The sequence below is a fragment of the Streptomyces sp. NPDC018031 genome, assembly GCF_044327625.1.
Lineage (GTDB): Bacteria > Actinomycetota > Actinomycetes > Streptomycetales > Streptomycetaceae > Streptomyces.
Genome location: NZ_JBIRFT010000010.1, coordinates 95,882 through 109,236, shown reverse-complemented (window position 1 = coordinate 109,236; position 13,355 = coordinate 95,882). Strand labels below are relative to the sequence as shown.

Below are 13,355 nucleotides of genomic sequence, written 5' to 3'. Positions count from 1 at the left end.
CGTGGTCGGGCCCGTGCCGCGCGGAACCCCACGCCGTGCGGCGCACCCCCCATTCGCGGACGCCGGGACCCGGCACCCGATTGTCGTGCTCGCGACATCAGTTCCGCCGTCTCGCCGAAGCGCGATCCCCCGGCGGGGGATCGCGCCGAGGACTCCGCGATGTGCCGCCTCCGGACCCGGGCCGGGACCGGACCGCTCTCAAGGGAGAAACCATGGAGTTCGACGCTCGCGCCCTCCGGCGCGTGCTCGCAGTCGGCACCGGCGCCGCCTTGCTGATCGGCGCCGCCACGACCGCCGGGGCGGCCCCCGTACCGCCCGGCGGTGGCGAGGGCCGCATCATCGGCGCGGACCGCCCCGGGGCGGTCGAAGGCTCCTACATCGTCACCTTCAAGGACTCGGTGGCCCGCACCGACGTGCCCGCCTCGGCGAAGGCACTGACCAAGCGGCACGCGGGCAGCCTGCGCTACACCTACACGGCGGCCCTGCGCGGATTCGCGGTGAAGATGACCGAGGAACGGGCGAAGCAGCTGGCCGCCGAACCGTCCGTGGCCCGGGTGGAGGCCGACGGGGTGGCCTACGCGGTCGACACCCAGCCCGACCCGCCCTCCTGGGGGCTGGACCGCGTCGACCAGCGGGACCGGCCGGTGGACAACCGCTACACCTACTCCACCACCGCCTCGAACGTCACCGCGTACATCGTGGACTCCGGCATCCGCACGACCCACCGGGACTTCGGCGGCCGCGCGGTCAGCGGCTACGACTTCATCGACAACGACTCCAACGCCGCGGACTGCCACGGCCACGGCACCCATGTGGCCGGCACGGTCGGCGGCGGATCGCACGGCATCGCCAAGGGCGTCAAGCTGGTCGGTGTGCGGGTTCTCAACTGCCAGGGGAACTCCGGTTCCACCTGGGCCCCAGTGCTCGCGGGCATCGACTGGGTCACCAAGAACGCGGTGCGGCCCGCGGTGGCCAACATGAGCATCGGCGGAGGCAGGACCCAGTCGGTCAACGACGCGGTGGCCGCCTCCATATCCTCCGGCGTCACCTGGGTCGTCGCGGCCGGCAACAACAACGCGGACTCCTGCCAGTACTCCCCGTCCTCCACCCCCGCGGCCATCACCGTGGGGGCCACCGACAGCGCCGACGCCCGCTCGACCGGGTGGAGCAACGGCCAGGGGTCCAACTACGGATCCTGCCTCGACATCTTCGCGCCCGGCTCCGGCATCGTCTCCACGTCCAACTCCGGTGACACCGCCACGCAGTCGATGAGCGGCACCTCCATGGCCGCGCCGCACACGGCGGGCGCCGCGGCCCTGCTGCTCTCGGCGAACCCGGGCTGGTCCCCGGCGCAGGTCCGCGACAAGCTGGTGGCCGACGCCACCCCGGACAAGATCTCCGACGCCCGCACCGGGTCCCCGAACCGCCTGCTCTACACCGGCGGTGGCGGTACCACCCCGCCCACCGGCCCGAGATTCGAGTCCACCGCGGACGTCACCATCAGGGACAACGCCACGGTCGAGTCCCCCGTCGCGGTCTCCGGTGTCGGCGGCAACGCCCCGGCCGGACTGTCCGTCACGGTGGACATCCGGCACACCTACCGCGGCGACCTGCGCGTGGAACTCGTCGCCCCGGACGGTACCGGCCACCTGCTGAAGGACCACGACAGCAACGACGGCGCGGACCACGTGCAGGCCACCTACACCGTCGACGCCTCCGCCGAAGCGGCCGACGGCACGTGGAAGCTCCGGGTGAACGACAACTGGGTGAACGACACCGGCTACATCAACGGCTGGTCGCTCCAGTTCTGACCCGCCACCGCCGCCCCCGCGCCTCGGCGCCGGTCCGTCCCGCTCCCCCGGGGCGGACCGGCGCCCGCGCGCACCGCACGCCGCGTCCGCCGACGCCCGGCACCCGCGGCTCACCGCCCCACCCGCGGGGCCGCCTTCCCGGTGCTCCCACCCGCCTCCGCCGCGGCGGCGAGGTGGTACCCGGCCGTGACAGCGGCCCGCACCGCACCCGGGGCCGCCGGATCCGGCGCGGCGAACGGGCGCCGGTACGGTCGGCGCCGCGAGTCCGGCACCGGCACCCGGACCTCCGGGCTCCCGGCCCGCGCGGCCGGCGGCGGCACGGCGGCGGCACGGTACGGGCCGGAATCCGGGCGGGCCCGCGGTGCGCCGCGGCGGGGGAGCGGACCGCGGCCGGGGGCCGGCCGCGCGGGTCCGCGCAAAGCGCTTGTCCGGTTTTCCGGCACCGCACTACGGTGCGGGTGTGGATCTCTTCTCACCTTCGTGGACGGCGTTACGCACGGCGGTCGCCGAGCTTTCGGACGAGGACTTCGCGCAGCCGTCCGGCTGTACCGGCTGGCTCGTCCGGGACCTGGTGTGCCACCTGATCATCGACGCCCAGGACGTCCTGATCACCCTGGCCACCCCCGCCGATTCGGAACCGACCAGGGACGCGGTGACCTACTGGGAGGTCGCCGGGACACCGCCGACCGGTGACGACCCGCTCGACGCGCTGACCGTCCGGCTCGCCGCGGCGTACCAGGAACCCCGGCTGCTCAAGTTCCACCTCGACGACGTCGGGTCCGCCGCCGGGCGGGCCGCCCGACTCGCCGATCCCGCGCTGCGGGTGAGCACCCGTGACGTGGTCCTCACCGCGGGTGACTACCTCGCCGCGTACGTCCTGGAGTGGACCCTGCACCACCTCGACCTGGTCGCGCACCTCCCGGACGCCGCGGGCCCCTCCGCGGCGGCGCTCGCCCGGTCCCGCGAGCTGCTGGAAGGGATCGCCGGGGCCGCGTTCCCCGCGTCGTTCGCCGACCGGGACGCGCTGCTGGTCGGTACCGGGCGACGGGCCCCGACCGACGCGGAGCGGGCCGCGCTCGGCGAGCTGGCCGGCAGGCTCCCGCTCGTCGTCGGCTGACCGTGTGCCGGACGGGGCCGGCCGCGCGCCCGTGCCCCCGCCCGCCACGGCCGCCCGGCGCGCCGCGGCGGCGTCCCGCCCGTCACCCGGGCAGTTCGACGGACAGGTACGGGGCCAGCGCGCGCAGGAAGTCGGGCGCGTCGAACACGTCGCCGGCCGAGGCGACCCCGACCTTCCTGGTCCGGCCGGTGAGGATGCGGCTCACCGCCTCCACCGCCAGCGGCGCGCTGACGGCGTAGATGTCCCGGCCCCGGGCCACCGCGCGCCGCTCGGTGCCGCCGGACCGCACGACGACGTCGACGAGGAAGGTCTGCGCGGACCGCCCCCGCTCGTCGACCGGGGCGGGCGCCGGGGTGTCCGGGGCCAGGACGTCCCGGGCCGCCTCGACCGTCATGTAGGTGCGGACCTCGGGGATGGCCAGATGGCTGGGGAGGGTGACGACGTCGGCCATGGTGAACTCACCGATGACGCTCCGGGTGCCCACCGGGGCGGGGAACGGCCAGTCCAGGGTGGGCGGGGCGTCGCTGACGTACTCCAGCCGCCCGCCGGTGTAGCGGACCCGCCGGCCGTCCCGCCGCTCCCGGGAGACCGTGCCCGCCGCCCGCGTGCCGGCGGTGGGGTGCCAACTGCTCAGCGCGTACGCGACGTGTGCCTCGTCGGCCGACGTCCAGTCGCCCATCGCCGCGGTGGCCAGCAGGTCGCCGAGACCGCCGTAGAACGCCATCGCCGGGACGATCACCGCGCCGGCCTCGCGGGCCCGGTCCGCGTACCGCGCGAACGTGTCGGCGTTGCCCTCGATCTCGGCCGCCACGTCCACGTACGGGATACCGGCCCGCAGCGCCGCCTCGATCACCGGGCCGGCGGTCGCGGCGAAGGGACCGGCGCAGTTGATCACCGCCGCCGTGCCGGCCAGCGCGCGGTCCAGCGCTGCCGGATCGTCGACCGCCGCCGGGCGGGTCTCGAACCCGGGGCCGGACGCCGCCAGCGTGCGCAGCTTGTCCGCGTCGCGGCCGACGAGCACCGGGACGAACCCGAGCTCCCGCAGCTGCTCCACCACGAACCGTCCGGTGTGGCCGTACGCCCCGTAGACCGCCACCTCGTGCCCCGATGCCATGGATTCTCCCGTGCTCGATTGATCGACTGGGACCATCCTGTCCGGGCCGGCCCTCCGCCGGGAGTGTCTGGAACGACATGACGCGTACAATTACGGACATGACCTCTGTCGCGCTGGCCGTCACCGACGGGATGCTGCAGTTCGAACTCTCCGTGGCGTACGAAGTCTTCGGATCCGCCCCGGACGCCGTCTCCGTCCCCTGGTACGACCTGCGGGTCTGCGGCACCGGCCCGGTGCGTTTCGACCGGTTCCTGCTGGAGCCCGACGCCGGACTGGACCGGCTCCGGCACGCTCACACGGTGATCGTCCCGGGCTGGGCCGACGTCGACCGGGACCCGCCCGCAGACCTGGTCGACGCGGTGCGCGCGGCCCACGAGGCGGGCGCGCGGGTCGCCTCCCTCTGCACGGGCGCCTTCGTGCTGGCCGCGGCCGGGCTGCTGGACGGCAGGCGCGCGACCACCCACTGGGCGCACACCGAGGCACTGGCCGCCCGCCACCCCCGGGTGGAGGTCGATCCGGACGTGCTCTACGTGGACAACGGCAGCGTGCTCACCTCCGCCGGGAAGGCCGCCGCACTCGACCTGTGCCTGCACCTCGTCCGCCTCGACCACGGCTCGTCGGTCGCGAACGCCACGGCCCGCCGGCTGGTCGTGCCGCCGCACCGGGCAGGCGGGCAGGCCCAGTTCGTCACCACTCCGGTGCCGGCCCAGGACGACCACCCGCTCGGCGCGCTGCTCCCCTGGGTGCTCGAACGGCTCGACCAGCCGCTGACGGTGGAGGACCTGGCCCGCCAGGCGCGCATGAGCTCGCGCCATCTGGGCCGCCACTTCCGGGCGGCCACCGGCACCACCCCGCTGCAGTGGCTGCTGACCCAACGCATCCGCCGCGCCCAGGAGTTGCTGGAGACCACCGACGAAAGCGTCGACCTGGTCGCGGAGGCCACCGGCATGGGCACCGCCACCACCCTGCGCCGGCACTTCAACCGCACCGTCGGCGTCCCCCCGGACACCTACCGCCGCACGTTCCGCTCGCGGGGCCGCCCGGCTCCGGAGGACGGCCGCCGGCCCCGGCGGCACTGAGCCGGCCCGCGCCCGGCCCCGCACGCCGACGGCGGGCCCGGTGCCCGGCGCGTCGCCCCGCCCCCGGCTCTCCGGCGGCCCCCGGGGACGGCCCGTGTCCCGGCGGTCCGCGGCGGCGGTAGGCCCCCGTGCGGTGCCCCCGCGCCGCCCGCCCCGCCGCGGTCAGCGGTCGCCGTGCCGGTCGGTCCGGGCCTCTTCCCTCGCGGCCGGCTTCCGGAGTGCACACCTTCTCATCCCTGGTCATCCACCTCTTCCGCCATGCAATCGATGGGCAGGCCGGGAACCGCTCCTGGGGGCTGACGGCCGGTTCAGGGACACTCCGCCCGCCACGGCAGGGCGGCGGGCTCCCCGCCCCACCCCCTCCGCTTGGGCGGGGCGGGGATGCGAGGGATGATGGTGGGTGAACAGTCGAGAAGGTGATTCACCACGAGCGACCGTGGGCGGGACGAAGCGAAAACCTCCGATCAGGCGCCTGCCAAGGAGCGCGTGTCGGCCGCCAAGGCCATGCGCAACGCCGCCGAGCAGCTCAGCGAACTGCTCGGCAGGCCGCCGGAATCGGTCTCCTCCATCAAGCCGACCGAACAGGGCTGGGAGGCCGAGGTCGAGGTGCTCGAACTGGAGCGGATTCCCGAGACGACCAGCGTGATGGCCAGCTACCAGGTGGTACTGGACCCGGCCGGCCAGCTGCTGGCATACGAGCGCGGGCGCCGTTACACGCGTGCGCAGATCGACCGGGACAAGCGCTGACCGGTCCGGCGGACCTGCGGAAAGGAGTGCACGGTGACTGTGATGCCGCAGGGCGGCGGGGGCGTCCCCGCGCCTGCGGGGGGATCCGGAAACCTCTACGACGTACTGGAACTGGTCCTCGACCGGGGGCTGGTCATCGATGTCTTCGCCCGCATCTCGCTGGTGGGCATCGAAGTGATCAAAATCGACGCCCGGGTCGTGGTGGCCAGCGTCGACACCTACCTGCGCTTCGCGGAGGCCTGCAACCGGCTGGACCTGGAGTCCGGTCGCAAGGCCCCGGCCCAGCTCACGGACATCGTCGAGGGAAGCGTGGAGAGCGGGGCGAAGGGCAAGAGCAAGGGCGCGCTGACGGGCGCGGTGGAAGCGTTCACCGACTCCCTGCAGGGGCGCACCGACGAGACCCGGGGCGGCCGTGAGGCCGTACCCGAAGAAGAGCGCCAGTCCGCGGAGCGGGGCCGGGAGCGCCGCTCCGGCCGGCGCCGGGAGGAGCGGTGAGCCGATGGCGCTGTATGTGTATGCGATCACCGACGCCTCCCACCCGTTGCGTCTGGACGGCCTGACCGGGGTGGGGGAGGAGCCGGCCGCGCTGCGTGCGGTACGCGGTGACACGCTGAGCGCCGTGGTCAGCGAGGCGCCGGAAGACCTCTCGGTGGGCCGCCGGGACGTGTCGGCGCACCACGAGGTGCAGGAACGCCTGTGGGCCGACGGCACCACCCTGCCCCTGAGCTTCGGCTTCGTGGCCGACGACGAGGATGCGGTGCGCTCGGTACTGGACGAGCGTGCGGACGCTTTCCGGCAGTCCCTCGAGGAGCTCACCGGCCGGGTGGAGTTCAACGTCAAAGGGGTGCAGGACGAGGACTCGGTACTGCGTGCGGTACTCGAGGACTCCGCGGAGGCGCGCCGGCTCAACGACGCGACGCGGGACGGCGGCGGCAGCTACGACGACCGGGTGGCGCTCGGCCAGTTGCTGGCCCAGGAGGTCCAGAGCCGGCAGGAAGCGCTCGCCGCCGAGATCGTGGCGGCCCTGCGGCCGCTGGTACGCGAGGAGAAGCTGTCGCCGCCGTCGCAGCAGTACTTCGTCAACGTCTCGTACCTGGTGGACGCCGACCGCGCGGAGGAGTTCGTCGGCGCCGGCCGGGAGCTGGCGGAACGGTACGGGGAGGACGTGGAGCTGCGGCTCCGCGGGCCCCTGCCGCCGTACAGCTTCACCTGAGTCGTCCATCGCCGGTGACAGGGAGGCAGTGTGGGACTGGTGACAGCGATCCTGACCGCGCCCCTCGCCCCGGTCAGGGGCGTGGGCTGGGTGCTCGACAAGGTCGTCCAGGAAGCCGAGCACGAGTACTACGACCCCGCACCGGTGCAGGAGGCACTCGTGAAGCTGGAGCGGGCCCGGGAGGAGGGCGACATCGACGACGAGGAGTTCGACCGGCGGGAGGACGAACTGCTGCGGCGCCTCGAAGAGATCAGGGCCTATCAGCTCGGGCAGGGCTCACCCAGCGGACCGTGACACGGGCGAGGAAAGACACGGGCGAGGAAAGAAGACAGCGCCATGAACAACGCCAAGATCGGCACCGCCCTCATCGGCGGCTATGTGCTCGGCCGCCGGAAGAAGGCCAGGGCCGCCCTGGGGGTCGGCATGATGCTGGCCGGCTCCCGGCTGAGGTCCGGACAACTGGGGAAGGCACTGAGCCAGTCACCGATCCTCAGCGGTCTCAACGAGCAGGTCCGTGGCGAGCTGACGAACGCCGGCAAGGCGGCGGCGTCGTCGGTGCTGACCGCCAAGGCCGGAAGCATGGCCGACGCCCTGCACCAGCGGACCGAGGAGATGCGGACGAAGTCGGGTCGCGCGGACGATGCCGGGCCGGCGGAAGAGAGCCCGGACGAGCGGGACGAGCCGGACGAGCGGGATGAGCACGAGAACGGCGGCACCGGGGCCGGAGAACCCGCCGAGCGGTCCGCCGAGAGCACCCGGCGCCGTGCAGGATCCTCCTCCCGGCGCGGCTCCTCCTCGGGCAGCGGAGGGAGCGCCTCCGGCCGGGCCCGCAAGGAGCCGGCTGCCGAGCGCCCGGGCCGCTCCGCGGGCCGCGCAGCGAAGCCGAGGAGGTCGGACGATGGCTGAGGGCAAGGACCGCGCGCGCGGGGCGGCCGGAACCTCGGACACGGTCCGTGACCAGGTACGAGAGAGTTCCGGCGTGGACCGGCTGAAGGAAGAACTCCAGTCCTATGCCCAGACCCGGCTGGAGCTGATGGTCTCGGACATGGGCCGCCGGCTGGGGGAGGCGGCGGGCCGGCTCGGCACCGCGCACACCCCGCACCTCGGCGCCCGGGAGCTGGTCGGTGTCGCCGCCAAGGGCGGCAAGGCACTCGGCGGGCACCTGACGCCGGGCGGGTCGGTGCTCGGCAAGACCGCCGCGCACGCCAAGGACGTGTTGCTGGACAAGGCGAAGGAAGGGGTGAAGAAGCAGGGGGGCACCACCGATACGGGCAAGAGCCTGACCATCATCGAGGACATCGACATCGGTGTCCCGGTGCGTGAGGCGTACAACCAGTGGACCCAGTTCCAGGAGTTCGGCCGGTTCGCCAAGGGCGTGGTGGGCGTCGACCAGGAGGACGACACCACGACGCAGTGGCAGGTGAAGATCGCCAAGGCGAGCCGTCACTGGCAGGGGACGATCACCGAGCAGGTGCCGGACCAGCGGATCGTCTGGACCTCGGAGGCTGCCAAGGGCACCACCAAGGGCGTCGTCACCTTCCATCCGCTCGCCGACAACCTCACCAAGGTGCTGCTGGTCCTGCAGTACTTCCCCAAGGGCGTGGTCGAGAAGACCGGCGGGCTGGTACGCGCGCAGGGCCGGCGCACCAGGCTGGACCTGAAGCTCTTCCGCACCTTCGTGATGATGCGCGGCGAGGCGACCGGCGGCTGGCGCGGGGAGATCCGCGACGGCGAGGTGGTCCGCGGCGACGACGAACCGGAAGAACCCGAGGACGCCGAAGGCGGCGAAGCCGGGGAGGACGAGGCGACCGACGACCGGGACGAGGAGGCCGCCCGCGACGCGGACCGGGACGACGAGGAACTCTACGAGGACGAGGACGAGGACGAAGCGGAGGACCGGGCGGAGGACGAGGACGCATACGACGACGAAGACGAAGACGGGGAGGACGACGAGGACGAGGCCAGGGACGACGAGGACGACGAGGACGACGACGGATACGACGACGAGGAGGACGACCGGGACGAGGAACCCTACGACGACGAGGAACCAGAACCTCTCGACGAGCGACCGCGCCGCCGCTGACCGCGGACGCCGAGCCGCTCCGGGAAGCGAGGTCGAGTACACCGTGTCCCAGCCTGAGGCCGCCGGCCCCCCGCCGTCGCGGAGCATGTATCCGTACGGCCAGGGGTCGCAGAGCACGAACCTCGCCGACATCCTCGAGCGCGTGCTCGACAAGGGCATCGTCATCGTCGGCGACATCAAGATCAACCTGCTGGACATCGAGCTGCTCACCATCAAACTCCGGCTCCTGGTCGCCTCCGTCGACAAGGCGAAGGAGATCGGTATCGACTGGTGGGAGCACGATCCGGCGCTGTCCTCCCGCGCCAACGGCGAACGCGCGCTGGAGGAGCAGAACCAGCGCCTGCGCGCCGAGATCACGGCACTGCGCCAGCGGGTCGCGGAGTCGCCCGCCGAACTCACCGACGGCGGGAGTGGCAGCCGCCGCTCCCGTGAGACCGTACGGGAGTCCGCCGCCGAGCCGCGGCGGCGCAGGCGCAGCGCCGATGACGCCACCGCCACGTCCGACCGCGGCGCCAGGTCCGCCACGTCCGATCGCGGCGCCAAGTCCGCCGAGGCGGACCGCGGCGCCAAGTCCGCCGGGGCCGATCGGCGCCGCGACGACGACCGGCGCCGCGACGACGACCGGAGCTGATCATGGAGGGTGTGCTCAGCTACGCGTACGCGGTGGTGCGCTCCGGCGACTCACTGGAGGAAACCGCGCTCGCCGGTGTCCGGGGCGTGGCCGCCGCTCCCGTCACCCTGGTGCACTCCGGCGGGGTCGCCGCGGCCGTCAGCACGGTACCCGAGGCGGACTTCCACGAAGCAGCCCTCAAGGGGCATCTGGAAGACCTCGACTGGCTGGAGACGACGGCCCGGGCCCACCACTTCGTCATCGAGACCCTGGCGGCGCACACCACGGTGCTGCCGTTGCGGCTGGCGACCGTGTACCTCGACCACGCCCGGGTCCGGGAGATGCTGGCCGAGCGCGAGGAGGACTTCACCGCGATGCTCGCCCGGCTCACCGACATGGTGGAGTGGGGCGTCAAGATCTACGCCGAGGCGGCCACCGCGCCGCCGGCCGCCCCCGCCTCCGCGACCTCCGCGGCGGAGTCACCCGATCCCGGCAGGGCCTATCTGGCCCGGCGCCGGCACCAGCACCGGGCCCGGGAGGACGCCTGGCAGACGGCGGAGGAAGCGGTCCGCCGGATCGACGAGCAGGCCCGCGGGCTGGCGCTGGACCGCGCCCGGCACCGCGTCCAGCAGACCCCGCCGGGCGGCGGGGCCGGTGAGAACGTCGCCAACGACGCCTATCTGGTCCCGGGTCCGCTCGCCGAGGAGTTCCGCGAGCGGATGGCACGCGCCGCGGACGGCCTGCCCGGGGTGCGGGTGGAGGTGACCGGCCCCTGGGCGCCGTACTCCTTCGCCACGCCACCGGAACCCGACGCACAGCGGGAGGCGACCCGGTGAGCGCCTACGAGGACCGCCCCCTCGCCGAGCGGCAGGTGGCCCTGATCGACCTGCTGGACCGGCTGCTGAGCGGCGGAGTGGTCCTCACCGGCGATCTGGTGCTGTCGATCGCGGACATCGACCTGGTGCGGGTCTCGCTGCGCGCGGTGATCGTGGCGATCAGCGAGCAGAGCGATCTGCCCTGGGCATCCGCCCTCCCGGGGCTGACGCCCACCCCGGGCGGCGGGATCCGCGGTGAACTCCCCTGACCCCCCGGAGACCGACCGGATGCGCGAGGTCGCGGAGGCGGCGTCCCGGGCCTTCGCCCTGCTGCCCGCCCGACCGGAGGAGCTGCCCGGGGTGTCCGGGCGGCGCGGGCAGCGCGCCGCCCGACGGCTGCACGCCGACCCGGACACGGTGGAACGGGACCTGGTCCAGCTGGTGCTGACCATCGTGGAACTGCTCCGCCAGCTGATGGAGCGCCAGGCACTGCGCCGGGTCGACCAGGGCGGCCTCACCGAGGAGCAGGAGGAGCGGCTGGGGCTCACCCTGATGATCCTGCACGACCGGATGGTGGAGCTGTGCGACCGCTACGACCTCACCCTGGAGGACCTCAACCTCGACCTGGGACCGCTGGGCACCCTGCTGCCGCCGTAGGCCCCGGGACGACGGTCCGCGGCGCGCGCCGGCGGAACGGGCTTTCACCGGTCGCCGGTCGCCGGCGGGCGGGCTCCTCCCGTGCCGCATTTTTTCGGGTATCCGTAGTCTCCCCGCTCCGGATGGCCGATCCGTGCCGCCGATGGGTAGTTTGAACCACCGACGGGCGCTCGGCGGTGCACGCCGCGGGCCGCCGGCACCCCCTTGACCCCCCATCCCCCTGCCCACGCCGCGCCAGGGCCCGGGCCTTGCCGCGGCCCTCGCGTCGGGAAGTCGTGTGGAACTGCAAATCCGGCATCTGCGGGCCCTGTGTGCCGTGGCCGAGACGGGAAGCCTCAACCGGGCCGCGGCCGGGCTCGGCCTGCCGCAACCGGCGCTGAGCCGCCAGATCCGGCGGGTCGAGCGGTTGCTGGGCGGCGCGCTGTTCGACCGGGGCGCCACGGGGGCGCGCCCGACCGCGTACGGAACGGCCGTGCTGGAGCAGGCCAGGACCATCCTGGCGCTCCTCGACGACACCGCCGGCGAGCTGGGCCGGTTGCGCGCCGACGCCCCCGGCGTGGTACGCGTCGGCTGGACCTCCAGTGCCCTGTCCGGCGCGCTGATGGACTGGGGCGAGGTGCAGAAGCCGGAGCGGCGGGTCCAGTTCGTCGTCGCCGACACCTCCACCGAGTTGCTCGGCATGCTGCGGACCGGGGAACTCGACGCCGCCGTGCGGGTGGCGGGCGCCGACTGCGCCCTCCTGCACACCGACGACCTCGCGGAACTCGCCCTGGCCGAATCGGCGATGCAGGTCGCGGTGGCCGACGACCACCCGCTCGCGCGACGGGACGCCGTCAGCATGGCCGACCTGGCCGGGCAGGAGTGGATCTCCTCCTCCGGGCGCGACAACTGCATGGAGTGGCTCCGCCGGACCTGCCGACCGTACGGATTCGACCCCACCATCACCTACGACATCCCGGTGACCGGGCCGCGGCCCGACGTCATCCGCGGCAATCGCTGTGTGTCCTTCGTGCAGAGCTCGCTGCCGCCGGCCGAAGGGGTGCGGCACCTGCCGGTCGCCGACCTGGGCGGGCGGATCCGGCATTCCCTCGTCTTCCGCAGGAGGAGTTCCTTCACCCGCCACGCGCCGGCGCTGGCCCGCGCGCTCGGGCGTGCCGCGGAGGACATCAGCGGCATCACCCCGCTCACCTCCGCGCCGTACCTCGCGACCTGACCCCGCGTACTCGCGGGACCCACGTCGTCCACCGGCCGGGACCCTCCACTCGCTCGCGTCCTCGACGGACCGGGAAGCGTGTACGGCCGCGGGGGACCGGCCGCCGCTTCCCAGCCCGCCGCCACATGATCGGCCGCGCGGCCGGGGCGCCGGTAGGGCCGAACAGGCCTGCGCCCGGGGGCCGACCGGCCCCCCGCACCGCCCGACCGGCCCCGCACCGCGCCGCCCCCGCGAACAGGGCCGAACGGCCCTGGGCCGGGGCACGGTGCCGGTGGTGCACTGGTCGCCCCGTGTCAGCAGGGGCCGCAACCGCGTTCCCCGGGCGGTCTCGTGGCCGTCCGTTCACCGCCGAGGAGGCGCTCACCGATGACCGCACAGTCCGGCACGCACAGGCCGCGGCCCCGCCGGGGCGGAGCCGGCACATGACCACCGGCGCCCGCCCCGACGTCCGCGTGGTCGAGGTCGGCGAACAGGACGCGCTGCGGCTGCTCGCCGGAGTCCGGCTGGGCCGGGTGGTCTTCACCCACCGGGCGCTGCCTGCGATCCGCCCCGTCAACCACATCGTCCACGACGGCCGGGTCGTCATCCGGTCCCGGACCGGCACCGCCCTGCTGAAGCAGGCGGTCCTCAGCGGTGTCGTGGCCTACGAGGCCGACGAGATCGACCCGCGTTCGCACACCGGCTGGAGCGTCATCCTCACCGGTGTGGCGACCGTCGTCCGCGACGAGGCGCTCGTCGACCGCTACCGCACGGTGCTGAGGCCGTGGATCGACCAACGCGCCGACACCTTCGTCAGCATCAGACCGGGCATGGTCACCGCGTACCGGATCGTGCCCGCCCCGTGACGGCCCGGCACGGACACCACGCCCCGCGCCGACCGCGTCGCGCGGTGTTCT

At 73.8% G+C, this 13,355-nt stretch carries 15 protein-coding genes and 1 pseudogene; 15 read left to right on the top strand and 1 reads right to left on the bottom strand.

Annotated features, from left to right (window positions below; all coding sequences use genetic code 11):
• The first annotated feature begins 212 nt into the window (after window positions 1-212).
• On the top strand, window positions 213-1,811 hold the full coding sequence (locus tag ACH4B3_RS22250) for a S8 family peptidase (protein WP_398465204.1): 1,599 nt from the start codon (window positions 213-215) through the stop codon (window positions 1,809-1,811).
• A 460-nt stretch (window positions 1,812-2,271) separates the two neighbouring features.
• Window positions 2,272-2,928, top strand: a complete 657-nt coding sequence (locus ACH4B3_RS22245; protein WP_398465202.1) for a maleylpyruvate isomerase N-terminal domain-containing protein — start codon at window positions 2,272-2,274, stop codon at window positions 2,926-2,928.
• Between the two features lie 82 nt (window positions 2,929-3,010).
• Here ACH4B3_RS22245 and ACH4B3_RS22240 read toward each other — a convergent pair whose 3' ends face one another.
• Complete coding sequence (locus tag ACH4B3_RS22240) at window positions 3,011-4,042, bottom strand: saccharopine dehydrogenase family protein (RefSeq protein WP_398465200.1); 1,032 nt, start codon at window positions 4,040-4,042, stop codon at window positions 3,011-3,013.
• A 98-nt stretch (window positions 4,043-4,140) separates the two neighbouring features.
• Between ACH4B3_RS22240 and ACH4B3_RS22235 the strand changes: the two genes are divergently transcribed.
• The 13 genes and pseudogenes from ACH4B3_RS22235 (at window position 4,141) to ACH4B3_RS22175 (ending at window position 13,304) form a co-directional block, all read left to right on the top strand.
• On the top strand, window positions 4,141-5,121 hold the full coding sequence (locus tag ACH4B3_RS22235; protein WP_398465198.1) for a helix-turn-helix domain-containing protein: 981 nt from the start codon (window positions 4,141-4,143) through the stop codon (window positions 5,119-5,121).
• A gap of 465 nt (window positions 5,122-5,586) precedes the next feature.
• Window positions 5,587-5,868, top strand: a pseudogene (locus ACH4B3_RS22230) (gas vesicle protein); the annotation flags it as partial.
• A gap of 33 nt (window positions 5,869-5,901) precedes the next feature.
• Window positions 5,902-6,363 (top strand): gas vesicle protein GvpJ, encoded by a 462-nt coding sequence (gene gvpJ / locus ACH4B3_RS22225; RefSeq protein WP_398465197.1) that lies wholly within the window; start codon window positions 5,902-5,904, stop codon window positions 6,361-6,363.
• A 4-nt stretch (window positions 6,364-6,367) separates the two neighbouring features.
• Window positions 6,368-7,081: a GvpL/GvpF family gas vesicle protein gene (locus ACH4B3_RS22220; protein WP_398465195.1), complete on the top strand. Its 714-nt coding sequence runs from the start codon at window positions 6,368-6,370 to the stop codon at window positions 7,079-7,081.
• A 30-nt stretch (window positions 7,082-7,111) separates the two neighbouring features.
• Entirely contained in the window at window positions 7,112-7,375 is a 264-nt protein-coding gene (locus ACH4B3_RS22215) for a gas vesicle protein GvpG (protein WP_398465193.1), read from the top strand.
• A gap of 42 nt (window positions 7,376-7,417) precedes the next feature.
• The gene (locus tag ACH4B3_RS22210; protein ID WP_398465191.1) at window positions 7,418-7,987 is read left to right on the top strand and encodes a hypothetical protein; all 570 of its coding nucleotides are present in this window, start codon (window positions 7,418-7,420) and stop codon (window positions 7,985-7,987) included.
• A complete protein-coding gene (locus ACH4B3_RS22205) occupies window positions 7,980-9,164 on the top strand; it encodes an SRPBCC family protein (protein ID WP_398465189.1) in 1,185 nt (394 codons plus the stop codon). The genes ACH4B3_RS22210 and ACH4B3_RS22205 overlap by 8 nt, the downstream gene beginning before the upstream one ends.
• 43 nt (window positions 9,165-9,207) lie before the next feature.
• Window positions 9,208-9,795 carry a gas vesicle protein gene (locus ACH4B3_RS22200; RefSeq protein WP_398465187.1) on the top strand — a complete coding sequence of 196 codons (588 nt, stop codon included), beginning with the start codon at window positions 9,208-9,210 and terminating at the stop codon, window positions 9,793-9,795.
• A 2-nt stretch (window positions 9,796-9,797) separates the two neighbouring features.
• Window positions 9,798-10,610: a GvpL/GvpF family gas vesicle protein gene (locus ACH4B3_RS22195; RefSeq protein ID WP_398465185.1), complete on the top strand. Its 813-nt coding sequence runs from the start codon at window positions 9,798-9,800 to the stop codon at window positions 10,608-10,610.
• The gene (locus ACH4B3_RS22190; protein ID WP_398465184.1) at window positions 10,607-10,858 is read left to right on the top strand and encodes a gas vesicle protein; all 252 of its coding nucleotides are present in this window, start codon (window positions 10,607-10,609) and stop codon (window positions 10,856-10,858) included. The genes ACH4B3_RS22195 and ACH4B3_RS22190 overlap by 4 nt, the downstream gene beginning before the upstream one ends.
• On the top strand, window positions 10,845-11,246 hold the full coding sequence (locus tag ACH4B3_RS22185) for a gas vesicle protein K (RefSeq protein WP_398465182.1): 402 nt from the start codon (window positions 10,845-10,847) through the stop codon (window positions 11,244-11,246). The genes ACH4B3_RS22190 and ACH4B3_RS22185 overlap by 14 nt, the downstream gene beginning before the upstream one ends.
• A 277-nt stretch (window positions 11,247-11,523) precedes the next feature.
• Window positions 11,524-12,459 (top strand): LysR family transcriptional regulator, encoded by a 936-nt coding sequence (locus ACH4B3_RS22180; RefSeq protein WP_398465180.1) that lies wholly within the window; start codon window positions 11,524-11,526, stop codon window positions 12,457-12,459.
• 422 nt (window positions 12,460-12,881) lie between these two features.
• Window positions 12,882-13,304: a pyridoxamine 5'-phosphate oxidase family protein gene (locus ACH4B3_RS22175; RefSeq protein WP_398465178.1), complete on the top strand. Its 423-nt coding sequence runs from the start codon at window positions 12,882-12,884 to the stop codon at window positions 13,302-13,304.
• The last annotated feature ends 51 nt before the right edge of the window (window positions 13,305-13,355 follow it).